The 23,608-nt window shown below is 67.4% G+C and carries 22 protein-coding genes; 11 read left to right on the forward strand and 11 right to left on the reverse strand.

Features of this window, described 5'->3' with window-relative positions:
• Positions 1-62: 62 nt before the first annotated feature.
• From DBY63_RS19075 to ptsP, 3 genes are read right to left on the reverse strand one after another with little or no spacing between them, the layout of a single operon-like run.
• The gene (locus DBY63_RS19075; RefSeq protein WP_108582574.1) at positions 63-1,820 is read right to left on the reverse strand and encodes a PTS fructose-like transporter subunit IIB; all 1,758 of its coding nucleotides are present in this window, start codon (positions 1,818-1,820) and stop codon (positions 63-65) included.
• Positions 1,817-2,785, reverse strand: coding sequence for a 1-phosphofructokinase (gene pfkB, locus DBY63_RS19080; protein ID WP_027600297.1), 969 nt, complete (start codon positions 2,783-2,785; stop codon positions 1,817-1,819). The genes DBY63_RS19075 and pfkB overlap by 4 nt, the downstream gene beginning before the upstream one ends.
• Positions 2,782-5,664, reverse strand: coding sequence for a phosphoenolpyruvate--protein phosphotransferase (gene ptsP / locus DBY63_RS19085; protein ID WP_108582575.1), 2,883 nt, complete (start codon positions 5,662-5,664; stop codon positions 2,782-2,784). Before ptsP ends, pfkB begins: the two co-directional genes overlap by 4 nt.
• A gap of 281 nt (positions 5,665-5,945) precedes the next feature.
• Between ptsP and cra the strand changes: the two genes are divergently transcribed.
• On the forward strand, positions 5,946-6,938 hold the full coding sequence (gene cra / locus DBY63_RS19090) for a catabolite repressor/activator (RefSeq protein WP_007162019.1): 993 nt from the start codon (positions 5,946-5,948) through the stop codon (positions 6,936-6,938).
• Complete coding sequence (locus DBY63_RS19095) at positions 6,935-7,732, forward strand: TatD family hydrolase (RefSeq protein WP_108582576.1); 798 nt, start codon at positions 6,935-6,937, stop codon at positions 7,730-7,732. The genes cra and DBY63_RS19095 overlap by 4 nt, the downstream gene beginning before the upstream one ends.
• On the opposite strand, the gene ampD is transcribed toward DBY63_RS19095, so the two are convergent.
• The gene (ampD, locus tag DBY63_RS19100) at positions 7,729-8,289 is read right to left on the reverse strand and encodes a 1,6-anhydro-N-acetylmuramyl-L-alanine amidase AmpD (protein WP_007162021.1); all 561 of its coding nucleotides are present in this window, start codon (positions 8,287-8,289) and stop codon (positions 7,729-7,731) included. The genes DBY63_RS19095 and ampD overlap by 4 nt on opposite strands.
• Positions 8,289-8,765, reverse strand: coding sequence for a hypothetical protein (locus DBY63_RS19105; RefSeq protein ID WP_027600292.1), 477 nt, complete (start codon positions 8,763-8,765; stop codon positions 8,289-8,291). Before DBY63_RS19105 ends, ampD begins: the two co-directional genes overlap by 1 nt.
• Positions 8,766-8,848: 83 nt before the next feature.
• Here DBY63_RS19105 and DBY63_RS19110 point away from each other — a divergent pair, with 83 nt between their 5' ends.
• Entirely contained in the window at positions 8,849-9,328 is a 480-nt protein-coding gene (locus tag DBY63_RS19110; RefSeq protein ID WP_108582577.1) for an MOSC domain-containing protein, read from the forward strand.
• Positions 9,329-9,582: 254 nt separating this feature from the next.
• Positions 9,583-10,875: an NAD(P)/FAD-dependent oxidoreductase gene (locus DBY63_RS19115; protein ID WP_044342469.1), complete on the forward strand. Its 1,293-nt coding sequence runs from the start codon at positions 9,583-9,585 to the stop codon at positions 10,873-10,875.
• Between the two features lie 62 nt (positions 10,876-10,937).
• On the opposite strand, the gene DBY63_RS19120 is transcribed toward DBY63_RS19115, so the two are convergent.
• On the reverse strand, positions 10,938-13,124 hold the full coding sequence (locus DBY63_RS19120) for a DUF1631 domain-containing protein (RefSeq protein ID WP_042137268.1): 2,187 nt from the start codon (positions 13,122-13,124) through the stop codon (positions 10,938-10,940).
• A 285-nt stretch (positions 13,125-13,409) separates the two neighbouring features.
• Here DBY63_RS19120 and nadC point away from each other — a divergent pair, with 285 nt between their 5' ends.
• Positions 13,410-14,267: a carboxylating nicotinate-nucleotide diphosphorylase gene (nadC, locus tag DBY63_RS19125; RefSeq protein ID WP_108582578.1), complete on the forward strand. Its 858-nt coding sequence runs from the start codon at positions 13,410-13,412 to the stop codon at positions 14,265-14,267.
• A gap of 109 nt (positions 14,268-14,376) precedes the next feature.
• Entirely contained in the window at positions 14,377-14,598 is a 222-nt protein-coding gene (locus DBY63_RS19130; RefSeq protein ID WP_027600287.1) for a hypothetical protein, read from the forward strand.
• Here the strand turns inward: DBY63_RS19130 and DBY63_RS19135 are convergent.
• Positions 14,586-14,825, reverse strand: a complete 240-nt coding sequence (locus DBY63_RS19135; protein WP_108582579.1) for a hypothetical protein — start codon at positions 14,823-14,825, stop codon at positions 14,586-14,588. The two genes, DBY63_RS19130 and DBY63_RS19135, sit on opposite strands and share 13 nt — an antisense overlap.
• The gene (gene purU / locus DBY63_RS19140; RefSeq protein WP_007162029.1) at positions 14,797-15,648 is read right to left on the reverse strand and encodes a formyltetrahydrofolate deformylase; all 852 of its coding nucleotides are present in this window, start codon (positions 15,646-15,648) and stop codon (positions 14,797-14,799) included. The genes DBY63_RS19135 and purU overlap by 29 nt, the downstream gene beginning before the upstream one ends.
• A gap of 299 nt (positions 15,649-15,947) precedes the next feature.
• Here purU and mvaT point away from each other — a divergent pair, with 299 nt between their 5' ends.
• Positions 15,948-16,331, forward strand: a complete 384-nt coding sequence (gene mvaT, locus DBY63_RS19145) for a histone-like nucleoid-structuring protein MvaT (protein WP_108582580.1) — start codon at positions 15,948-15,950, stop codon at positions 16,329-16,331.
• Positions 16,332-16,603: 272 nt separating this feature from the next.
• Here the strand turns inward: mvaT and sbcB are convergent, their stop codons facing one another.
• A complete protein-coding gene (gene sbcB, locus DBY63_RS19150) occupies positions 16,604-18,049 on the reverse strand; it encodes an exodeoxyribonuclease I (RefSeq protein ID WP_108582581.1) in 1,446 nt (481 codons plus the stop codon).
• A gap of 108 nt (positions 18,050-18,157) precedes the next feature.
• Between sbcB and DBY63_RS19155 the strand changes: the two genes are divergently transcribed.
• From DBY63_RS19155 to DBY63_RS19165, 3 genes are read left to right on the forward strand one after another with little or no spacing between them, the layout of a single operon-like run.
• Positions 18,158-19,378 (forward strand): DUF4350 domain-containing protein, encoded by a 1,221-nt coding sequence (locus DBY63_RS19155; RefSeq protein ID WP_108582582.1) that lies wholly within the window; start codon positions 18,158-18,160, stop codon positions 19,376-19,378.
• Positions 19,356-20,351, forward strand: a complete 996-nt coding sequence (locus DBY63_RS19160) for a MoxR family ATPase (RefSeq protein WP_108582583.1) — start codon at positions 19,356-19,358, stop codon at positions 20,349-20,351. Before DBY63_RS19155 ends, DBY63_RS19160 begins: the two co-directional genes overlap by 23 nt.
• The gene (locus DBY63_RS19165) at positions 20,348-21,166 is read left to right on the forward strand and encodes a hypothetical protein (protein ID WP_042137266.1); all 819 of its coding nucleotides are present in this window, start codon (positions 20,348-20,350) and stop codon (positions 21,164-21,166) included. The genes DBY63_RS19160 and DBY63_RS19165 overlap by 4 nt, the downstream gene beginning before the upstream one ends.
• Here the strand turns inward: DBY63_RS19165 and DBY63_RS19170 are convergent.
• Both DBY63_RS19170 and DBY63_RS19175 read right to left on the reverse strand, forming a co-directional pair.
• Complete coding sequence (locus DBY63_RS19170; RefSeq protein WP_007162035.1) at positions 21,151-21,513, reverse strand: PilZ domain-containing protein; 363 nt, start codon at positions 21,511-21,513, stop codon at positions 21,151-21,153. The genes DBY63_RS19165 and DBY63_RS19170 overlap by 16 nt on opposite strands.
• A 56-nt stretch (positions 21,514-21,569) precedes the next feature.
• Positions 21,570-21,956 (reverse strand): hypothetical protein, encoded by a 387-nt coding sequence (locus DBY63_RS19175; protein ID WP_007162036.1) that lies wholly within the window; start codon positions 21,954-21,956, stop codon positions 21,570-21,572.
• Positions 21,957-22,152: 196 nt separating this feature from the next.
• Between DBY63_RS19175 and pyk the strand changes: the two genes are divergently transcribed.
• Positions 22,153-23,604 carry a pyruvate kinase gene (gene pyk, locus DBY63_RS19180; protein WP_007162037.1) on the forward strand — a complete coding sequence of 484 codons (1,452 nt, stop codon included), beginning with the start codon at positions 22,153-22,155 and terminating at the stop codon, positions 23,602-23,604.
• The last annotated feature ends 4 nt before the right edge of the window (positions 23,605-23,608 follow it).

The following is a 23,608-nucleotide window of genomic DNA, read 5'->3' on the forward strand; positions in this document are numbered from 1 at the left end:
CACCAGGAGGCGAGAGCCTCCCAGTGTAACCTCTTGTTACAGCGGTATCGCCAGGGTCCGGATCAGGCCGCGGGGACCAGCTCGGTGGCGGCTTCGTTGCGCTTGAGCACCGCGTAGATGACCCCGGTCACCAGACTGCCGGCGGCGATGGCCGCCAGATACAGCCAGGCGTGGCTGATGGCGTTGGGGATCAGCAGCACGAAGAGGCCGCCGTGGGGCGCCATCAGCTTGCAGTTGAACAGCATCACCAGGGCGCCGGTGAGGGCACCGCCGATCACGCTGGCCGGGATCACCCGCAGCGGATCCTTGGCGGCGAAGGGAATCGCGCCTTCGGAGATGAAGCACAGCCCCAGCACCGACGCCGCCTTGCCCGCCTCGCGCTCGCTCTGGGCGAACTTGCGCCGGGCCAGCAGGGTGGCGATGCCCATGCCGATGGGCGGCACCATGCCGGCGGCCATGGTGGCGGCCATCGGCCCGTAGGTCTTGGACGCCAGCAGGCCGACGGTGAAGGCATAGGCGGCCTTGTTGATCGGGCCGCCGAAGTCGATGCACATCATGGCGCCGAGGATCAGGCCGAGCAGCACGGCGTTGCTGGTGCCCAGATTGTTGAGGAAGTCGGTGAGTCGACTCAGGGCGCCGGCCACCGGGGTGCCGACCAGATAGATCATCACCAGGCCGACGATGAGGCTGGCGAACAGCGGGATGATCAGGATCGGCTTGAGCGCCTCGACGCTGGCCGGCAGCTTGACGTGCTGGGCGATGGCCTTGGCCACGTAGCCGGCCAGGAAGCCGGCGATGATACCGCCGATGAAGCCGCTGCCCAGACTGGCCGCCAGCCAGCCGCCGATCATGCCGGGGGCGAGACCCGGACGGTCGGCGATGGAGTAGGCGATGTAGCCGGCCAGCACCGGGACCATCAGCTTGAAGGCCGATTCACCACCGATCTGCATCAGCGCCGCGGCCAGGGTGCCCTGCTCCTTGAAGGCCTCGATGCCGAAGACGAAGGACAGGGCGATCAGCAGACCGCCCGCCACCACCATCGGCAGCATGTATGACACCCCGGTGAGCAGGTGCTTGTAGACGCCCGCGCCTTCCTTCTTGGCTGGCTTGGCGCCCTCGCCCGCCGCTGGCGCGGCGCTGCCGGCCAGGGTCTCGCCCTCGGCCAGGGCCTTCTTGATCGTCGCCTCGGGTTGCTTGAGGGCGACCCCGGTGCCGCAGCGATAGACGCGCTTGCCGGCGAAGCGCTCGACATTGACCTCGATGTCGGTGGCCAGCAGCACCACGTCGGCATCGCGGATGGCCTCGGCCGGCAGCGGATTGCGTGCCCCTACCGAGCCCTGGGTCTCCAGGTGCAGGCGATAGCCGAGCTTATTGGCCGCGTTCTGCAGCGCCTCGGCGGCCATGAAGGTGTGGGCGACCCCGGTCGGGCAGGCGGTGATGGCCACCAGCCGCGGGGTTTCGCTGGCACTGGCGGGAGCGCTGGGGGCAGCGCCACCCGCCGCCGGGGCCTGTTCCAGCACCTTGGCTTCGCTGGCCGCGCGCTGCAGGAAGGCATCGACATCGCGCAGGGCTTCGGCCGGGGCGGCGCGGTAGACGCGCTTGCCGACGAAGCGCGACAGGTCAACCGCGCCGGTGTGGACGACCACGACCAGTTCGGCGCGCGCCACCTGGTCGTCGGTCAGCAGGGTGGCCTCGGGGCCGTCGTGGATCTCGACGCTGGTGGTCCAGCCGCGGCGCTGGGCGGCGGCGTCCAGCAGGCGCGCACTTAGCACGCTGGTGACCATGCCGGTCGGGCAGGTCGTGACGATGGCGATGTTCATGGGTTTACCCCTGATTCTTGTTCTAGCGGAAAGTCGGGAAGGACACGCACCTGCACCTGGTCTTCGAAGACGGCGAGTTGCGCGGGATCATTGATGCCGAAGCCGATCTGGGTCACGGCCAGGGCCGCGATGGCGGTGGCTGTGGTCAGGGTGCGCTCCGGCGCCTGGCCGGTGAGCAGGCCGTGCAGCATGCCGGCCAGCAGGGAATCCCCCGCGCCGACGGTGCTGGCCACGGTGACCTTGGGCGGCTGCGCCTCCAGGGTCTGGGCGCCATACCAGCGCACCCCATCGGCGCCCTGGGAGATCACCAGGTGCTCGATGCCCAGGGCCCGCAGCTGTTCGACCAGCAGCGCCTGCTCGGTCGCGGTCTCGGCCGGAGCGCCGCAGGCTTCGGCCAGTTCTTCGGTATTGGGCTTGATCAGCCAGGGACCGGCGGCCAGGGCGGCGCGCAGGGCGGCGCCACTGGTGTCCAGCGCCACCGGCAGGCCCAGCGACTTGAGGCGGCCGACCAGGGCGGCCAGCCACTCGGGGCTTACCCCACGCGGCAGGCTGCCGGCCACCACCACGGCGTCATGGCCAGGCGCGAGGCGATCCAGGGTCTCGAGCAATTCCTGCTGGGCGGCGGCGGACACCTCCGGACCAGGCCCGTTGATGTCGGTTATGCGGCCCGCGGCCTCGGCCAGCTTGAGGTTGCTGCGGGTCTCGCCGGCGACCCGGACGAAGGCGTCGGTAAAGCCGCGGCGGGCGAACAGGGCTTCGAAGGCGGCCGCGTTGTCGGCCCCGAGAAAGCCGCTCACCGTCAGTTCATGGCCGAGATCGGCCAGCACCTGGGCGACGTTGATGCCCTTGCCGGCGGCATGGACGATCACCGCCTCGCTGCGATTCACCGCGCCGGGCTTGAGCTCCGGCAACTGGACGGTGAGGTCCAGCGCCGGGTTGAGGGTCAGGGTGAGGATACGGCTCATCGCAGGGCCTCCACGCTCTGCCGCACCTCGGCAGCGGTACCCAGCTCCAGGGCGCGCGCGGCGCAGGACTGCACCTGGCGCAACTCCAGCTCGCGGACCCGGGCCTTGACCAGGGGCACGCTGCGCGCCGAAACCGACAGCTCGTCCACGCCCAGGCCGACCAGCACCGGCACCGCCAGGGGATCGGCGGCCAGCTCGCCGCAGACGCCGACCCACTTGCCGTGGGCATGGGCGGCGCGCACCGTCATGTCGATCAGGCGCAGCACGCTGGGGTGCAGGCCGTCGGCCTCGCCCGACAGCAGCGGATGACCGCGGTCGATGGCCAGGGTGTATTGCGTCAGGTCATTGGTACCGACGCTGAAGAAGTCCACTTCCGGCGCCAGCACCGGGGCCAGCAGCGCGGCCGAGGGGACCTCGATCATGATGCCGACCTGCAGATCGGTGGTGGGGATCTCCTGGCGCAGGCGCGCGAGGATGTCACGGGCCTGACGCCACTCCTCGACCCGGCCGATCATGGGGAACATGATCCGCAGCGGCCGCCCATCGGCGGCCTTGAGCAGGGCGCGCAGCTGGGTTTCCAGCAGCTCCGGACGGCGCAGGGTCAGGCGGATGCCACGGATGCCGAGGAAGGGATTCTCTTCCGGTGGCAGCGGCAGATAGGGCAGCGGCTTGTCGCCGCCGACGTCCAGGGTCCGCACCACCAGCGGCTTGCCGGCCAGGCCATCGAGGGCACGGCGGTATTCCTGCTCCTGGGCGGCCTCGTCGGGCGCGCTGTCATGGCTCATGAACACCAGTTCGGTGCGCAGCAGGCCGACGGCTTCGGCGCCCTGCTCCACCGCGGCGGCGGCCTGGGCGGTATCACCCAGGTTCACGGCGATCTCGACATGGTGGCCATCGCGGGTGGTGGCGCTTTCGAAACGCCGGGCCTCGGCAGCGCGGCGGCGCTCGGCCTGGACCTCGCGCTCGCGCTGCACGGCCTCGATACGGCTGGCGTCCGGGGCTATTTCCAGGGTGCCCTTGTCGCCATCCAGCAGCAGCACGCTGCGCGGCGCCAGGTCCAGCACCCGGCGGCCGGCGCCGACGATGGCCGGGATGCCCAGGGCGCGGGCGACGATGGCGCTGTGGGAGCTGGCGCCACCACGGGCGGTCAGGATGCCGCAGACGCGCTCGCGGTCCAGCCGCGCCACATCGCCCGGGCCGACCTCGTCCATCACCAGCACATAGGGTTCCTCGGGTTCGCGGGCGGATTCGACGCCGCACAGCTGGGCCAGTACCCGACGACCGACGTCGCGCAGGTCGGCGGCGCGCTCGGCGAGCAGCCGGTCGTGCAGGGCTTCCTGCTGGCTGGCCGCCTCCTCGATCTGGGCGTCCCAGGCCGCGGCGGCACTGGCGTTGGCCTTGAGCCGGGCGGCGATGCCCTGCTGCAGATCCGGGTCTTCCAGCATCTCCAGGTGGGTCAGGAAGATCTCGCGCAGGGCGCTGGCCTCGCTGCGCGCGATGAGCGCCTCGATATCGGCGCGTACCGCGGCCAGAGCCGCGTCCAGGCGCTGGCGCTCGGCGGCGGCGCCTTCACCGGTGGCGGGATAGTCGAAGTGCTGGGGCGCCACCACATGGGCCGGGCCCACGGCCAGGCCGGGGGCGGCGGCCACGGCCTGGGCGCGATCGCCCGGCGCCAGCGGCAGTTGCTCGGACGGGTCCACCAGGCTGATGGCGGTGACCCGCGCGGCACCGGCCGGAGCCGGGGCGCTGGCGGTGACCGGCTCCACCTCTTCGCCAAGACCGGCCTGTACGGCGCCGATCAGATCGTTCAAGGCCGCCTCGGCCGGGGTGCCGGGCTCGACCAGGAATTCCAGGGTCTGGCCGCGCCGGGCGCCCAGCGCCAGCAGCCGCGACAGACTCTTGGCCGAGACCGGGGCGCCGTGGTCGACGCGCACGCGGATCTCGCCGTCATAGGCCTTGGCCAGCCGCGCCAGCTCCTTGGCCGGACGGGCGTGCAGGCCATGGGCGTTGGCCAGCACCACCTGGGCACTGGGCCAGTCCGGGGCGACTTCGCCGCCCAGGGCCTCGAGCACGGCGCGGCGGGAGGTAGCCTGGGCCAGCTCCTGGCCACGGCCGGCGACGAGCAGGTCGCAGAGGCGTTCGAGCAGGGCGCGATGGCCCTCGCCCAGGCTGGCCAGGCAGAACAGGCCACGGACCGGCTGCTCCTGCACCTGCAGGGTCTGCAGTGGGGTGACGAAGGCCAGGCCGGGACGTTTCACCGCGGTCTCGCTGTTCAGCCACCAGAGGCCGTCGCCCAGGGGCAGCGGCTGGCTGGCCTGCAGGGCACCGGCGAAACCGGCCCCCACGCATTCCATGTGCTTGAGCATGCGCGCACCCTGCCAGGCCAGGTCTTCCAGGTCCTCGGCATCGATGGCCAGCTGCACCAGTTCTTCGTCCAGCGCCAGGGCCTGGGGCGCCCCCTGCAGCAGGTCGAGGATCTGCTGGGGTTCGCGGGCGTCGCGCAGCGCCTGTTGCAGATCGCTCTCGCCCAGGGCGCGGGTCAGCAGCTGCAGGATGCGCAGGTGTTCGTCGGATTTGGCGGCGATGGCGATGGCCAGGTAGGTCAGCTGACCGTCGCCCCAGTCCACGCCATGCGGGAATTGCATCATCCGCACGCCGGTGACGAACACCTGGTCGCGGGTCTGCGGCGTACCATGGGGAATGGCGATACCCTGGCCGAGGTAGGTGGAGCCCTGGGCCTCGCGGGCCTTGAGCCCGTCGAGATAACCCGGGGCGACCAGGCCATCGGTCACCAGGGACTCGGCGAGCATGGCCAGGGCGGTCGCCTTGTCCGGCGCCTGCTGGGCCATGCGGATATGCTGGGCATTGAGTTCGAACATGGAAGGATACCTCCGGCGCCGCGCGCCTGATCCTGGCGCCGTGCCTTTCTTGTAATAGATGCTTGCCGGCTCGCTCAGCCCTGCAACCGCGTCGGGAGAGGCGTGACAGGGCCCTTGGCAGATTCGTGCCAGCCCTCGGACAACAGAAAGCTGAAACGTTTCACCCAATGGGACTGGAACGTTACTCGATAATCGCCGATCCTTGAAGCACAACACACAATAAAGACCGTCTCGCCAGCGCCGTACAGCGCCAGGCCATTCAGGTCCCACGAGGAACAGGCGTGAAACTCAGCGACATCGCCCAATTGGCCGGCGTATCCCTCACCACCGCCAGCTACGTCATCAACGGCAAGGCGGCGCAAAGGCGCATCAGCGCGGCCACCGTGGCGCGGGTCATGGCCGTGGTCGAAGCCCACGGCTACCAGCCCGACCAGCGCGCCGCCGGCCTGCGCCGCGGGGCCACCCACACCCTGGGCTTCCTGCTGCCGGATCTGGAAAACCCCAGCTACGCACGTCTGGCCAAGCAGCTGGAACGCCGGGCACGGGCGCGTGGCTATCAGTTGCTGATCGCCTGCACCGACGACAATCCCGACAGCGAACGCCAGCTCATCGCGCTGTTTCGCGCCCGCCGCTGCGACGGCCTGTTCACCGCCAGCAGCCTGGCCGAGGACGACGCCCCCTACCGCCAGCTGCAGGAACACAACATCCCGATCATCGCCATCGATCGCCAGCTCGATCCGGCCCAATTCTGCTCGGTGGTCAGCGACGACCACACCGCCGGCCGGCAACTGGCCGCCACGCTGCTGACGCCGGACACCCACAGCATCGCCCTGATCGGCGCCCGCCCCGACCTCGCCATCAGCCGCGCCCGCGCCGCCGGCTTCGCCGCCGCCCTCGCCGATCACCCGGCGCGCCACTGGGAGCGGCATGCGCCCCACTACAGCCGGGAAGGCGGTCGCGCCCAGGCACTGGCCATGATCGAGGAACTCGGCCACTGGCCCGAGGCGCTGCTGACCACCTCCTACGTCCTGTTGCAGGGCGTGCTGGACGTGCTGCGCGATCATCCGCTGGCCGAGGGCGATACCCTGCGCCTGGCCACCTTTGGCGATACCCAGTTGCTGGACTATCTGCCGTTCAAGGTCAACGCCATCTCCCAGCAGCACGAGGTCATCACCGAGCGCGCCCTGGAACTGATGCTGGACGCCCTGGAAAACGACCACTATCTGCCCGGTGTCCAAGCCATCCCGAGGGTCCTCAAACGCCGCCTGTCATGAGCCTGCTGATCGACACCCACAATCACCTGGACTATCCGGACTTCGACGCCGCGCGACCGGCGCTACTGGCCGAGTGCGCGCGCCTCGGAGTGGTCCGCCAGGTGCTGATCGGCGTCGAGCGCAGCCAATGGCCGCAACTCTGGCGGGTCGCCACGGCCAATGCCGGCCTCCATGCGGCGCCCGGCCTGCATCCCCTGTACCTGCAGCGTCATCAGGAAGCCGATATCGAAGCGCTCCGGGCCTTCTGCCTGGAGCGCCGGAGCGATCCCCGCCTCTGCGCCCTGGGCGAGATCGGTCTGGACTATTTCGTCGAGGCGCCGGACAAGGCGCGCCAGGCCTGGTTCTTCGAACAGCAGGTGCGCCTGGCCATGGAGCTGGAGTTGCCGGTGCTGCTGCACGTGCGCCGCGCCCATGCCGATGTAGCCAGGATCCTGAAGCGTCTCAAGCCACCCCGGGCCGGCATCGCCCATGCCTTTTCCGGCAGCATCGAGGAAGCCCGCGAATACCTGCGCCTGGGTTTCAAGATCGGCCTGGGCGGCGCACCCACCTGGCCGCAGGCGAAGAGACTGCAGCGGGTACTGCCACAGTTGCCGCTGGAGGGCATCGTGCTGGAGACCGATGCGCCCGACATGCCGCCCGCCATGCATCCGGACGTGCGCAACAGCCCCACCCATCTGCCGGCCATCTGCGCGGCCCTGGCGCCGCTCTGGCAGGTCTCGCCCGAGACCTTGGCCACCGTCACCACCCGCAATGCCTGCGCGGTGTTCGGCTGGGACGCCGCCGGCCTCGCCTAGTTTTCCTCGACCGCCAATTCGCCTTGCAGCCGCGCCCAGTCGAAGGCCGGACCGGGATCGGTCTTGCGCCCCGGGGCGATGTCGCTGTGGCCCTGGATACGTTCCGCGGTGATCGCCGGATAGGCGCGCTGCAGCGCCCGCGTCAGCCGCCCCAGGGCGCGGTACTGGGCGTCGGTGTAGGCCAGGTCGTCCGTGCCTTCCAGCTCGATGCCCAGGGAGAAGTCGTTGCAGTTCTCGCGGCCGTCGAAGGACGAGACGCCGGCATGCCAGGCGCGCTGGGCGCAGGAGACGAACTGGGTCACCGTCCCGTCGCGCTCGATGAGAAAGTGCGCCGCCACCTTCAGCTCGGCGATCTCCGCGAAGAAGGGATGGGCCGAATGATCCAGGCAATTCTGGAAGAAGGCCTGGACGCAGCCGGTGCCGAATTGCCCGGGCGGCAAGCTGATGTTGTGGATCACCAGCAGGGACACTTCCGTCCCTGCCGGACGTTCGTTGTGGTTGGGCGAAGGACACAGCCGCGCCTCGCGATACCAGCCATCGACGAACACCCCGTCCATCAGCGGGCCTTGGCCTTGAGCGCGTCGCGCAGCGCGCTGGCGTCGCTGAATTCCCGCTGACCGACGAAACGGCCATGGTCGAGGGTCACCCACAGCACCTTGTCGGCCGCGCCGGGAAAGCGCGGCACGATGCGCGATTCGCGGTCGAGCAGGACCCGGTAGCCGTACTTGCGCATGGCCGGCACGGCGAACATCCGGGTGATGGCCGCCGGCATGCTGCTGATGTCGGCGATGTAGGCCACCCGGGTGCCGTCGATATAGCTTGCCGGCTGATCGCGCATGGCCTCCTTGACCAGCCCCGAGCCGCTCATGCTGCGCGCCAGCAGCAGGACCTGCAGCTGGTCGTCGAAGGTATAGGGCTGGTCACGCTGATCGAGCAGGGTGAAGGGCGCCACCCGCTCACCCGGTTCGAGCGCCAGAGCGGTCAGGGGCAGCAGCAGACACGACAGCAACAACGCCAGAACTCCAGCGCGCATGGCATCCTCTCTTGAACGGTCTATCGAGGCCGCTATCCTGCCCTACCGCTCGGATTGGCACCACCATCGCGTCGAGGAGCCCCATGATCCCTCTCAAAGAACTGCTGGCCCAGGTTCCCCAGTCCGGCGAGGTGCGCTGGATCGGCGTGCGACCCAGCGCGCGCGCACCCATGGTCGAGATCGACGCGGTGGAGGCCCGGCGTGACGCCGGCCTGACCGGCGATCACGCCCGGCCCACCCCGCGCAACCAGCGCCAGGTCACCCTGATCCAATGGGAACACCTGCCGGTGGTGGCCGCGCTGATCGGCAAGGCGGTCGCACCCGCCGACCTGCGCCGCAATCTGGCCATCGCCGGGATCAATCTGTTCAGCCTGAAGAATCGGCGCTTTCGCATCGGCCAGGCGGTGCTGGAGACCACCGGCTGGTGCCAGCCGTGTGCGCGCCTGGAAGAACGTCTCGGGCCAGGGACCTTCCAGGCCATGCGCGGCCACGGCGGCCTCACGGCCCGGGTCCTGGAAAGCGGCATCATCCGCCTGGGCGATCAGCTGGAGGTCCTGGATTGACCCCAGTTTCCCTAGGGTCGAATGGCCGGGCCAGCCCGGTTAAACTAGCGCTACCTCTCGTCGCCGCAGACGTCCCTGCCAGAGCAGATGCAGGCCGCTTCCCTTGAATTTGACGACTTTTCGCCCATCTTCCTTGCTAGATGTCTCGATTCGCGCGCTTCGACGACCCCAGATTTTCACCAGCCCGGGACTGCGCCCGCACGCGGCGACGCGCCCGGTCCGGCTCACGCTTTCCTTCTCTATGAGTGCTCTCCATGACCCATCGCATCGTTATCGTCGGCGGCGGCGCCGGCGGCCTGGAACTGGCTACCCGCCTGGGCCGTAGCCTGGGCAAGCGCGATCAGGCGCAGATCGTGCTGATCGACGCCAATGCCACCCACCTGTGGAAACCGCTGCTGCACGAGGTGGCCGCCGGCTCGCTCAACTCCACCGAAGACGAACTGAGCTATGTCGCCCAGGCCAAGTGGAACCACTTCGAATTCCAGCTCGGACGCATGACCGGCCTGGATCGCGAGCGCCGCAAGGTGCAACTGGCCGCCATCGAGGACGATGGCGCCGTCCTGGTCCCGGAACGGGAGATCGGCTATGACTCCCTGGTACTGGCCATCGGCAGCACCACCAACGATTTCGGCACGCCGGGCGCCGCGCAAAACTGCATCTTCCTCGACACCCGGGCCCAGGCCGAGCGCTTCCACCGCAAGCTGCTGACCCACTACCTGCGTGCCCATGTCAGCGAGCAGCCGGGTGAATTCATCGAAGTGGCCATCGTCGGTGCCGGCGCCACCGGCGTGGAACTGGCGGCCGAATTGCGCAACGCCGCCGAAGAGCTGCAGGCCTACGGCATGGATCGCATCCGCCCCGAAGACCTGCGCATCACCCTGGTCGAAGCCGGTCCGCGCATCCTCCCGGCCCTGCCCGAGCGGATCGCCGGCCAGGCGCATCGCACCCTGGAAAAACTCGGCGTGCGGGTGCTGACCGGTTCGGCGGTCAAGGAAGTCCGCGCCGACGGCCTGCAGACCGCGGGTGAATTCGTCCCGGCCAGCCTCAAGGTCTGGGCCGCCGGCATCCGCGCCCCGGCCTTTCTCAAGGACCTGGCGGGTCTCGAGACCAACCGCATCAACCAGCTGGTGGTCAACTCGACGCTGCAGACCACCCGCGACCCGAATGTCTTCGCCCTGGGCGACTGCGCGGCCTGCCCGCTGACCCCCGGCGATACCCGTACCGTGCCGCCGCGCGCCCAGTCCGCCCACCAGCAGGCCTCCCTGCTGGTCAAGACCTTCAAGGCGCGCCTGGAAGGCAAGCCGCTACCCGACTACGTCTACAAGGACTACGGCTCGCTGATCTCGCTGTCGCGCTTCAGCGCGGTCGGCAATCTCATGGGCGGCGCCCTGGGCAGTCTGACCCTGGAAGGCTGGCTGGCGCGGACCTTCTATGTCTCGCTCTACCGGATGCACCAGGTGGCCCTCTATGGCCCGCTGCGCGCCCTGGCGCTGTTTGCCGGCGATCACCTGAGACGCAAGACCGAGCCGCGCCTCAAACTGCACTAGGCCCCTGGCCCAGGCATGAAAAAAGCCGTCCCGAGGGACGGCTTTTTTGTGTCGCAGCGACCTCAGGAAGGCGACTGGCCCCGCAGGTTGCCGATCACCGAGGTCATGGCCCGGTCGAACAGCAAGGCATCGTCCAGCAGCCGTACCCGGTCTTCCTGATAATCCAGCGCCAGTTCCTCACGGGTGCGATCCAGCACCTTCATGCCGGTCCGATTGACGAACACCAGGCGGCCCATGGGCCGGATGACCGCGGCCAGCTTGCAGCGCAACTTCTGCTCGACGTCCTGGATCTCCAGCCAGGCGCCTACCGAGAGGGCATCCACCCACTCCAGGGAGTCGCTGGTCAGCCCGGTGATCCGCTCGCCTGCGCGTGGCAGCTCGAAGGGTTCCTCGGCGGGAGGCGAGGCAGGTGCCACGCTCGCGGTGTCCGCTGCCGCATCCGCCAGCTCGGGACGGGTCTGCTGAAAGGTCTGGACGTGCAGGGATTCCAGTTCGGTGAAGAATTCGGAGGTGGAGAAGGGATCGAAGGCCGCGCTGGCCAGGCCTTCCCGCAACGCCTTGAGCAAGCCGGGCACCATCTCCAGCAGACGCTGGCGGGACGCCACGTCGTGGTGCGGCTGGATGCTCCAGATCAGATCGTCCATGGTCTTGAGGGCTGCGCGCCATTCGCTGGAGTCGTAGCCCTGCTTCAGGCAGGTCAGCAGCAGCACCTGGCTCCAGGCCTCGCGCAGGACACGCTGTACTGCGGCCGGCAGAGAGTGTTCCTGCAGGCGCTGACTCAGCACGTGCTCGACCTGCAAGCGGGCGATCTCGGCGCGCGCCCGGCCTTCCTCGGCATCGCGGGTGCGCTGCTCGAGCAATTCGCTGCGCCGCTGCTCGTCGCTGACATAGGCCATGAAGTCCGCCAGCAGCTCGGCGAAGATCTCCGGATCGTCGACGAAGTCGGACAGCAGGCGCTGCACGATCTGCTCGATCTTCTGGTACAGGCCGTCGCGCTGCAGATCGCTCTGCTCGCCCCAGCCCAGGGAGGCGGCGGCGATCTCGTTGAGCAGCCGCCGGGCCGGATGGCTGCCACGGCTGAAAAAGGTCTTGTCGAGGACCGCGACCTTGAGCATGGGAATCTGCAGGCGAGCGATCAGCGCCTTGAGCGAATCCGGCAGGGTAAGGTCGTCGAGAATGAATTCGAACAGCATCGCCACCAGGTTGATGACGTCTTCGTCGACCTGCCCCACCACGCGCTTTCGACCCGAGCGCTCGCTGATGCGGCCCAGGGCCACCCCCAGTTGCGCCTTGAGATCATAGCCCTCCAGGGACTGGCCGGAAATCTGCTGCTGCAGGTGCGACAGCAGCCGCATGAGGTCGTAGCTGGTGATGGCCTGGCCATCACCGGTCGCGGCACCCTCATCGACCGCCATGCCGCCACCCAGGGTGGCGCTGCCCGGCGTGCGCAGCTGGGCCAGGAGGCCCTGCAGGGTACCAAAGAGCTCCTGACCGTCGTCTTCGCTGTTGACGTGGGCCGGGGTGCGCCCGCTGTAGCCCTTGGCCGAGCGGCTCGGCACCTGCTGGGGGATGGCCTTGAGTTGGGGCAGTACGCCGGCGTCGACCAGCTGCCGATTGGATTCCGCGTACAGCTGACCCAGACCATTGAGCACGAAACGCTCGAACAGCTTGTAGATGATCAGCTTGACCTTGATGTCGGTGTCGAGATCGCGACAGGCTTCGACGAAGGCCTCGCACAGCCGGCGCGGGCCCAGCGGATGGGTCGAGTCGTCCAGCTTGCTCGACAGCTGGGTATTGAATCTGATGGTCAGGTGGCTGATGGCCATGGCGTTGTTGCTGAGCGCCTTGGCCACCATGGTGTCCACGGCGACGCTCTCTTCCAGCGCATCGTTCTGCACCAGGCTGAGGTCTTCATAGGAGACGCTGTCCAGGCGCATCTCCGGCTTGCTGCCGACCAGGTTGTTCAGCGCGGCGAAACGCTCGAAATACTGCTGGAGAAAGCTGCGCTCGATACTCTTGCGGCGCAGACGCAGGTCGCGCATCGCTTCGAAATAGAGGCTCTGTTCCTGGTTGCTGCCGGCGCGATCGGCCATTTCAAACAGCGCATCGTCGGCGTTGTCGAACAGCTGCTGCAAGGAGGCATTGAGTCGCTGAGCGGCGCGATCCCTGACCGGTAAAAGCACTGCAGGCAATCGGGAAGAGGACTCCCCGAGCGCCTTGAAATGAACTACGTTTACGTCGTTCTGCACCACCGCCTCCCACAACCGTTCTTGCGTTCGGCTGAATCGCGTTCCACTACAGGAGCATTGAACAACGTTGGCCGCCCTGGCCGCGAGGTGAAACGTTGTCGATGTGCCATTATTTGCTCTGCTAAGGCATCGACCAATCGGCATCTGCACAGTACATGACAGGGTTCACAAGGCACCTGTCTGTCAGCGCCTGCCCTTAGAATAACTCAACGTTGTCTATCTCAGATCGTCAACCTCCCCTAAAGTTGCCCGCGCGTCCGCCGCTACCCCTACCGGAGTCCGTTCATGTCTAGCGCCACCTCTGCCGATCTCGCCCAGGTCATCACCGAAAACGTCGCCGCCGCACTGCGCGAAGACGTCGGCAGTGGTGATCTCACGGCGGGTCTGATCCCCGCTCACCAGCAGGCCCGGGCGCGGATCATCACCCGCGAGGCCGCGGTAGTGGCGGGCACGGCCTGGGTCGACGAGGTGTTCCGGGTGCTGGATCCCGCGGTCGAGGTCCGCTGGCAGGTCGCCGACGGCGAGCGGGTCGCGCCCGACCAGGTGCTGTTCGAACTCCAGGGTCCCGCGCGCGCCCTGCTCACCGGCGAGCGCAGCGCCCTGAATTTCCTGCAGTTGCTGTCCGGCACCGCCACCCGCTGCCGCCACTATGCCGATCTGGTGCAGGACACCGTCGTCCGCTTGCTGGACACCCGCAAGACCCTGCCCGGCCTGCGCCGCGCCCAGAAATACGCGGTCACCTGCGGCGGCTGCTACAACCACCGCATCGGCCTGTTCGACGCCTTCCTGATCAAGGAAAACCACATCGCCGCCTGTGGCGGTATCGCCCAGGCCGTGGCCACCGCCCGGCAACTGGCGCCGGGGCGTCCGGTGGAGGTCGAGGTGGAAAATCTGCAGGAGCTGGAACAGGCCCTGAGCGCCGGCGCGGACATCGTCATGCTGGACGAGCTGAGCCTGGCCGACATGCGTACGGCGGTGGCCCTGACCGCCGGCCGGGCCAAGCTGGAAGCCTCGGGTGGCGTCAATCAGGACACCCTGCTCGGCATCGCCCAGACCGGTGTCGACTACATCTCCATCGGCACCCTGACCAAGGACGTCAAGGCCATCGACCTGTCCATGCGCGTCCTGGATCGAGTGGGATAGGCAAAGGACCTCGCGGCGGCTAGACTCCGCAGCCGCGCCCTTTGCGCAACGGCTTCGAGCGGTCCTGACGACCGCTCGCCTCTCGCGACACTCGAACAAGATCGAACCCGTGACCAAAGATCAACTTCGCGCTGAACTGGAACGCCAGGCCCAGCGCTATCAGGATGTCTACGGTGGCGAAATCGTCACCTACGCCGCTCAACCCAAGCCCGACCGCAAGCCCTGGAAAAAACGGCCGACCGTGCAGGACGAGGTGTTCGCCTCCGAAGTACGCAAGATCGCCGATCTCAAGGCCAAGACCAGCGCCGAGGCCACCGCTCAGGACGCCTGAGTCGAGTCCGTATCCCTGCTGTCCGGGGCGTCCTCGTGCTCTTGCCGTGCCTGCAGTTGCTGCCAGAGCGCGGCGGCGGCACTGAAGTCGGCGCCGCCCTCTTCAGTCATGGCCTGCAGGTCATAGCGCGCCAGGCAGCCCTCGCCCAGGCGCGGTGGCGGCGCCGCGGTACCGGGCGCCGCCGCTGGCCGTTCGTGGTCAGTCGAAGATGACGGTCTTGTTGCCATGAACCATGACCCGCTCTTGCAGGTGGTATCTCAGGCCGCGCGACAGCACCATCTTCTCGACGTCCTTGCCCAGGCGCACCATGTCTTCGACGTTGTCCCGGTGGCTGACGCGTTCCACGTCCTGCTCGATGATCGGCCCGGCATCCAGCTCTTCGGTCACGTAGTGGCAGGTGGCGCCGATCAGCTTGACGCCGCGCTGCGCCGCCTGGTGATAGGGCTTGGCCCCGACAAAGGACGGCAGGAAACTGTGGTGGATGTTGATCACCTGGTGGGCATAGCGCGCGCAGAGATCCGGCGGCAGGATTTGCATGTAGCGCGCCAGGACCACGGTATCGGCCTGGTGCAGATCGATCAGCCGCGACACCTCGTCGAAGGCCGGCTGCTTGTTGGCGGGATCGACCGGCACATGGAAGAAGGGAATGCCGTGCCATTCGACCATGCTGCGCAGGGTGTCGTGGTTGGAGATGACGCAGGGGATCTCGCAATCCAGCTCGCCGCTGTGCCAGCGGTGCAACAGGTCGGCCAGGCAGTGGGATTCGCGACTGGCCATGAGCACCACGCGCTTGCGCTGGGCCGAATCGGTGATCCGCCATTGCATGGAGAATTCCCGTGCGATGGGTGCGAAGGCCTGACTGAAGCCGGCCAGATCGAAGGGCAGTGAATCGGCGCGGATCTCATGGCGCATGAAGAACCAGCCACTCTCCGTATCCGAATGGTGACTCGCTTCGGTAATCCAGCCGTTATAGGTCGCCAGGAAGTTGCTGACCTTGGCCACGATACCTACCCCGTCCGGACAGGCGATCACCAGACGAAACGTTTGCATAGCACAACCTCGAACGAAAAGGGGCTGCATTCTAGGCGCAGTCGCCGGCAGCGTCGAGCGGCGCAAGGCACCATAGCGCGCGACTGTAGGGCCAGGGTAAAGACTTTGCAAAGGACAAGTAAGAACCGATAAGTTCCGCCAATGCCCTGTCGAAAGTTACGCGTATTCGACAACTTCGCTGTTGCGACGAAACGACCTGCAACTATCGACCTGTCAGACGGACAGTTTACTTATCCCGATAGCCAATCTATGATCGATGCAGACTTTCATCTCTGCATCACTCAGAACAAAGGCCGTTTATGTCGCTCATCAATGAATACCGCCAGACCGAAGAAGCCATCAAGGAACTGCAGGAGCGCCTGAAGTCGCTGCAAGAGGACGACAAACTGCAGCGCGAACTGGAATTCGAAAAGAAACTCCGTTCGCTGATGGGCGAGTATCAGAAATCCCTGCGCGACATCATCGGCATTCTCGATACCGAAGCCAAGCCCGCCCGCCAGACCCGCACTCCCAAAGCCAGCAGCGCCAGTACGCCCAAGCGCGCGCGCAAAGTTAAGCAATACAAGAATCCGCACAATGGCGAAGTGATTGAAACCAAGGGTGGCAATCACAAGACGCTGAAAGAGTGGAAAGCCAAATGGGGTTCGGACGACGTCGAATCCTGGGCAACGCTGCTGGACTGATCAAAAGAACGCCGGCCAGCCGGCGTTTTTTTCCCGCCTGGCAGGCATTTACCGCAGCCTGCCAGGCGCGGACCCAGGTTAGGCCTGGTGACTGCTCGCCGTTATCGATACCCCGCACCACAGCGCCCGAAGCGCTTTCATCTCCGGCGCGGTACTTCCCTATCACTTATCCCCTGCTTCAACCGCGGTCGGATAGCGTCCGTCCGAATTTGCTGCTTGCCACTCTTTTTTGGTTAACAAACGTCTCAGATCGGTATCTGGTTTTTGCGACTTCAGGCAACCGCCCGATCCAATCGCTGCATCACCGTTCGAACATGAGCGGACCAGGCCTCGAGAATCGGCACCTGATCAACCGGGACTTCTCGCCGCAATTGTTCGGTCAGGGTGAGGAACTGCGTGCAGGTCATATGACCTTGTTGCTCTTCACCCAGCAGACGCTGCCGACAGAATTGTCGCCAACGAGCCTCTTCTTCCGCCGTCAGCAACTCGGGAAAGTTGCGCGCTCGATAGCGAAAGAACAGCTCTGGATGTCGCTCATCCCGAAAGGGCCAGGCGCGGCTGCCAAGTTGCTCTGCCGGACATTGATGAACTTGGTCGCAGAGTTGCCGCTCTTCGGCGGCAATGAAGCCGTCGTACAGTCTTGCTTCGGCCTCCTGTTCCTGGGCGGCCAATCCGGATGCCTCGGCATAGAGGGCCTGCACCTTGGGTTGCCAGGTCGCACGCTGGTCGAGCAGTTGGCGGACGCGGCGCCAGACGGCCGCCAGATCGAATTGCAGCCGTTCCGTGTCCGCCGGACGCAAGACGCTGAAAGGCGCCAGAATCGGACACTTGTTGATCTGTACCAGCTTGAGCGGCACCGGCAGGTCACCCTCGGCCAGCGCATCCCGCCGGGTATAGAGGCGTTCGCGCAGGGTCTCGACGTCCAGGTCCAGCAGCGGCTCCGGCGCCAGGCCGAGGTCGCAGACGATCAACGCATTGCGATTGACCGGATGCCAGGCCAGCGGCAGGACAGGGGCGAGAAAGTGCCGCTCGGCGCTGAAGCGTCCCGAGACATGCAGCAGGGGTTCGAGCAGACGAATGCGCGCCAGCGCCGCCTTCTTCTGGCGCTGCGTCCAGAGATAGTCATAGAGCCTTGGCTGCCGCTGCCTGACCAGGCGCGCCAGGGCCAGGGTCGCGCGGACATCCGCCAGGGCGTCATGGGCCTGGGCGTGTTCGATGCCATTGGCGACGGTCAGGCGATCCAGGCGCAGGGAAACGCGCTGCTCGTCCTGCGGCCAGTCCAGGCTTTCCGGGCGAAAGGCATAGAGCGCCCGGATCAGGCCAAGCACATCCCAGCGACTGTTGCCCTGCTGCCACTCGCGGGCATAGGGGTCGTGAAAGTTGCGGTACAGGCTGTGCCGTACCATTTCGTCGTCGAATCTGAGGTTGTTGTAGCCGACGCTGCAGGTATTGGGACGCCGCAACTCCTCATGCAGACGCTGGACGAAGTCCCGCTCGCGCAGCCCCAGGCGCTGCAGGGTGGCGGGCAGGATACCGGTGACCAGGCAGGCTGCCGGATGGGGCAGGACGTCCTCGCTCAGCTGGCAATGCAGATTGAGCGGCGCTTCGATTTCGTTGAGGTCCAGATCGGTACGCACCCCGGCCACCTGCAGCGGACGATCCCGCCGTGGATCGATGCCCGTGGTCTCGAAGTCGTACCAGAAGATACTTTGCGTCACACCGCCCTCCCCTAGAATCGGCGCAGTCTAGCATCGTCGCGCGCCTTGCTCCCGGGCGCCCGCACCCGCTAGGCTCTGGCGTCCGTCTTCCGCGTATCCTCCCTTCCCATGCGTTCAGTCGATCGGCTCTCCGTTCGCTCCAGGTGCCGAGGTATCGGCGTACGCCTGGGCGCCGCCGTCTGGGCACTGACCCTGTCGCTGGCCTGCCTCGCGCAGCAGGAGCCGCTGTCCTGCCCTCTGCCGCCACAGACCGACAGTGGCCCGGCCAGCCTGCGCCTGACCCATCAGGGACTCGACAGCCGGACCGCGCGCCAACTCGCCACCCAACTCGCCGCGACCACCCACAGCACCGATCCCCAGGCGCTGGCGGCGGCTTACCTGCAGCACTTCGGCAGCCGGGTGCAGCGCGGCCAACCCGAGCAGCTCGCCGAACTACCGCCCCAGGACGTCAGGTTCTGGCTGGCCGGCAACCCGCCCCTGGCGGAGGCTCAGGCCCAGGCGCTGCTGGACTGGGTCGAGGCGGGCGGCCGGCTGGTGGCCGTCGCCGATGACAGCACCCTGGCGCTCAGCGCGACCCTGGGCGTGCGTCCCATGGCGACCCGCGAACTGGGCGGCGCCGCCCCGCCGATCATGGCGCTGCCGCTGTGGCCCAACCTGACCCAACTCTATCTCGCCGAGGACGATGCTCCCGCCTATCTTGGCTTCGACGACAGTCGCCATCTGTTCGATGTCGGGGATCAGGCGGTGGCCTGGGCCAGCAGCGCCAGCGCCACCCATATGCTGATGCTGCCCTGGGGCGATGGCAGCGTGACCCTGCTGTCGGACAGCGACCTCTGGAGCAACGCCCATCTCGCCCAGTACGACAATGCCTGGCTGCTGTGGTACCTCACCCAGGGCGCGCCGGTGACCCTGATCGCCCCGGCGCCACCGCTCCCCCTGTGGCTGGACGCCTTGCAACGCTATGGCCTGGCCCTTGGGCTGCTGACGCTGGCGGCAGGAATCTGGCTGAGACGTCCTCGGCAGAATCCGGCGCCACGGCGTGATGCCCAACGCTGGCCGGAACTGATCGCCACCCTGCAGCGCGATATCCAGCGCGAGGTGCACCGCCGCCGCCCCGAACTCGCCGACCAAGGCGTGGCCGAGCGCTGGCAATATCTTGCGCGTCTTAGCGGCTTGAGCACCCGCGCGGTGGGTGAGGCGATGCGCCCCAGCCCGGCGCGCCTCTCCGCTCGCGACTTCACCCGCCGCATCGTCCAGCTGCGCCTGTTGCACCTGGCCGTGCGCCCCCCGCTCCCGAGGACTTCCGATGACCGACAGTTCCCCTCCTGACGCCACTCCGGTGGACGCTGGCGATACCGGCGTCAAGGCCCGCGCCCTGACCCGCCTGCGGGCCCTGCGGCAGGCCCTGCTCAAGGTGCTGCCACAGCAGGACGCCGCCGTGGACGGACTGCTCGCCAGCCTGCTGGCCGGCGGTCACCTGTTGCTGGAAGGTCCCACCGGCTCCGGCAAGACGCTGCTGACCCGCGCCCTGGCGGCCAGCCTGGATGCCGGTTTCGCCCGGCTGCACTGCCATCCGGCCCTGACCCCTGCCGAGGTGGCCGGCGAAATCGTCACGGACCTCGGCAGCGACAGTGCCCGTCTGCGCCGGGGTCCGCTGTTCAATTCCCTGGTCCTGCTCGAAGACCTGCATCGGGCGCCGCCGGTGGTCCTCCAGTTGCTGGACGACGCCCTGCAGGGCCGCCAGCTGAGTCTGGGCGGTCGCCAGGTGCCCCTGCCGGCGCCCTTCATGGTGATCGCCACCCGCCCCCCGGGCAGCGAGCTGCCACTGGCGCTGCGGGATCGCTTCCTGGTGCAACTGCGTCTGGAGTGGCCGGCAGAAGGCCAGGAACTGGCCGCCCTGCGCCTGGCCGTGCAGCAGGGCCAGGGCGACCCCCTGGAAGCGGCAGCGCTACGCCCCCTGCTGCAGGCGCGGGATCTGCCGGCGCTGCAGCGACTGGTGGCCGGCCTGCCGGTTGCGGAGCCGGTCCTGGAGCATGCCGTGCGCCTGATCCGTCTCACCCGGGAATGGCCGGCCTTCGAACAGGGCGGCGGACCACGCGCCGGTCAGGCCCTGCTGCGCCTGGCCCAGGCACAGGCCTTTCTGCGCGGTGGCGACAGCGTGACGCCCGAGGATGTGCGCACCCTGCTGCCCGCCGTGCTGCGGCCGCGGCTGCGGCTGACGCCAGAACGTGAATTCGAGGGTGACAGCCTGGACGGCCAGATCCTCAAGCTGCTGGGACAGTGTCCGGCACCGCGCCCATGATCCAGCGCTGCCTGCCCCTGGCGCTGGTCGCCCTGGCGCTGCTCAGCCTGATCCTGGGCGGACTGGCGCCCCTGCGCTGGCAGGGCCTGCCGGCGGCGGGTGCCCTGCTGCTGCTGGGACTGAGCGTTATGGGGCGGCTGAACGCCCGCCGGCGCCGGCGAGCGAGTGGTGAGCATCCGCCGCTCGCCGCACCGGCCTCCAGGGCACGCCTGCGCGCGGATACCCCCCTGCACCTGCTGATCGCCAGCCCGGCCGAGCAGGGACGAGGACAGGCCGAGCGGTCAGGCGACCACCAGCAGATGCTGGGTTTCGGGCAGGCCCTGGCGGCCAGCGGCAATGAGCTGTGGCTCTATGGTCTCGATCCCGAGCTGCGCCTGCTGGCGGCAGGCACGGCTGCTTGCCGCCTGACGCCAGCCGAACTGCCGGTGCGGCTGCCAGGTGCGACGAGCGATCTCAGGGCAGCGCTGGCACGGCTCTGCCGTCAGGCGCGCCCGGGCAGTGTGCTGGTGGTGGCGGCACCGCTGGATGAAGAGCTGGCGGTCTGGCTCGGCCGTCTGGACCTGGTCCGACGCGGCCTGCAGCTCTGGCTGGTCGACACCGCACGGCAGCAGGTGGCGGAACCCGACGACATCCGCAGCTGGCGCGATGCGCGCCGCTATGCCGACGCCTGGCAGGCCCGGATCCAGGGCGAGCGGCTGGCCGCGCGGCTGGAGCGAAGGCCCGTCCGCCGGCTGGCGGCCAGCGCCACGGCGGATCTGCAGACCCGCCTGCTGCAGCTATGGAATGCCGGTGACCCGGATCAGGCCGCCGACTGAGAGAGGCGGCCGAAGGTGAAGTAGTGCTGCAGCACGTCGATCAATTCGGCGAATTCGGCCGGCGGCTCGGCGACGCTGAAGCCCGAATCGTAGTTGCCCGGGGTCACGTCTTCATGACTCCACTGGCAGCGGGCGTCGAAGTCGACGAAATGCAGCTGACCGTCCTGCCCCGGAATCTTCAGCCGAAGTTCGAAGCGCGCGTTCACCAGCATGGGCAGCTGGCTGATCATCAGCAGCCCCTCGCGGGAAATGTTGCCGATGTAGCCCATGGGCTTGTCGGTAAAGCGGTTGAACACCTTCAGATAGTAGGGCAGCTGGTGGCGCTCGATACGACGATTCTGAGTCATGGTGCGATTCATCCTGCACACGGTAAAGCCACTTTACCGACAACGTCCTGGAAAGCTCAGCGCTGCGGTAGTTTTCGCACCGGTTGGGGCGTCGCAACGGCCGTTCCGCCATCTAGCCCCAATTGGCGCAGGGTGTCCAGTCGGGCCTGGGCCCGATAGGCGTATTCGCTGGCCGGAAACCGGACCTGGATGAAACGATAGGTCTGGACCGCGTCGGCGTACAGTTGCTGCTGCTCCAGACACTGGCCGCGCAGCATGGAAAATTCCGGTTGCAGCCAGGGCCGTGCACGACCCTTGCGTTCAGCCTGGGAGATCTGCAGCAAGGCATTGTTGCAGTCGCCTTCGCTATAGGATTTATAGGCGGCATCCAGATAGGAATTCATCGAGACGCTGGTACAGCCGGTGAGGCCGAGCAGCAGGAACAGGCAGAGATAAGGGCGCATGGAAAGTCCTCCTGCTCGCTAGATCGGCGCCGGGGCCCGCTTCTTGAGGGCAAACGACCATTGGTGTGACCAAGCTGCGAAAAGCCGTCATGTGCTGGCCACGCGACAGCGCTACAATGAGGTGCGCTCCGTGTTCTACGTCGACTCGGCGCTAAGGCGCCGACTCATGGTTGCAATCCGCTAAAGGAAAGACTGCATGATTTATCGCCGTACCAAGATCGTCGCCACCCTGGGCCCGGCCAGCAATTCTCCGGAAGTCCTCGAGCAGCTCATCATCGCCGGCATCGACGTCGCCCGCCTGAACTTCTCGCATGGAACGCCCGACGAGCACCGGGCTCGTGGTCAGCTGGTACGGGATCTCGCCGCCAAGCACGGTCGCCATGTCGCCCTGCTCGGCGACCTCCAGGGTCCGAAGATCCGCATCGCCAAGTTCGTCAACAAGCGCATCGAACTCAAGGTCGGCGATCCCTTCCGCCTGTCCATCGCCCATCCGCGCACCGAAGGCACCGAAGAAGTGGTCGGCATCGACTACCCGGGCCTGGTCACCGACTGCCGCGTGGGTGACGAGCTGCTGCTGGACGATGGCCGCGTGGTCCTGCGCGTGGAAGGCATGACCGCCACCGAACTGCATTGCACCACCCTGATCGGCGGCCCGCTGTCGGACCACAAGGGCATCAACCGTCGCGGCGGTGGCCTCACCGCTCCGGCGCTGACCGACAAGGACCGCGAAGACATCAAGCTGGCCGCCTCCATGGAGGTCGACTATCTGGCCGTGTCCTTCCCGCGCGATGCAGAAGACATGCACGAAGCCCGTCGCCTGATGGAAGCCGCCGGTGGCAAGTCCTGGCTGGTGGCCAAGATCGAGCGCGCCGAAGCCGTGGCCGACGACGAAGCCCTGGACGGCCTGATCCATGCCAGTGACGCCGTGATGGTGGCCCGGGGCGACCTGGGCGTGGAAATCGGCGACGCCGAGCTGGTGGGCATCCAGAAGCGCATCATTTCCCACGCCCGGCGCCTCAACAAGGCGGTGATCACCGCGACCCAGATGATGGAGTCGATGATCAGCAGCCCCATGCCGACCCGCGCGGAAGTCTCCGACGTGGCCAACGCCGTGCTGGACAACACCGACGCCGTGATGCTCTCCGCCGAAAGCGCCGCCGGCCAGTATCCGGTGGAAGCGGTCAAGGCGATGGCGCGCGTCTGCGTCGGTGCCGAGAAGCAGCCCACCAGCAAGCTGTCCAGCCACCGCCTGGGCCATACCTTCACCCGTTGGGACGAGAGCATCGCCCTGGCCTCCATCTACGTGGCCAACCACTTCCCCGGCGTGAAGGCCATCATCAGCCTGACCGACACCGGTTACACCCCGCTGATCATGTCGCGCCTGCGTTCCTCGGTGCCGATCTTCTCCTTCGCGTCCAGCCGCGCCACCCAGGCCCGCACCGCGCTGTTCCGCAACGTGCACACCATCCCCTTCGACCCGACCACCATGCCGGCGAACAAGGTGAGCCAGGCCGCGGTGGACGAGCTGCTCAAGCGCGGCATCGTCGAGCACGGCGACTGGGTCATCCTGACCAAGGGCGACAGCTACACCAAGCGTGACGGCACCAACACCATGAAGATGTACCGCGTGGGCGACCTGCTGGTCTGACCCC

This window comes from Pseudomonas sp. RIT411, assembly GCF_003057735.2.
Taxonomy (GTDB): domain Bacteria; phylum Pseudomonadota; class Gammaproteobacteria; order Pseudomonadales; family Pseudomonadaceae; genus Chryseomonas; species Chryseomonas oryzihabitans.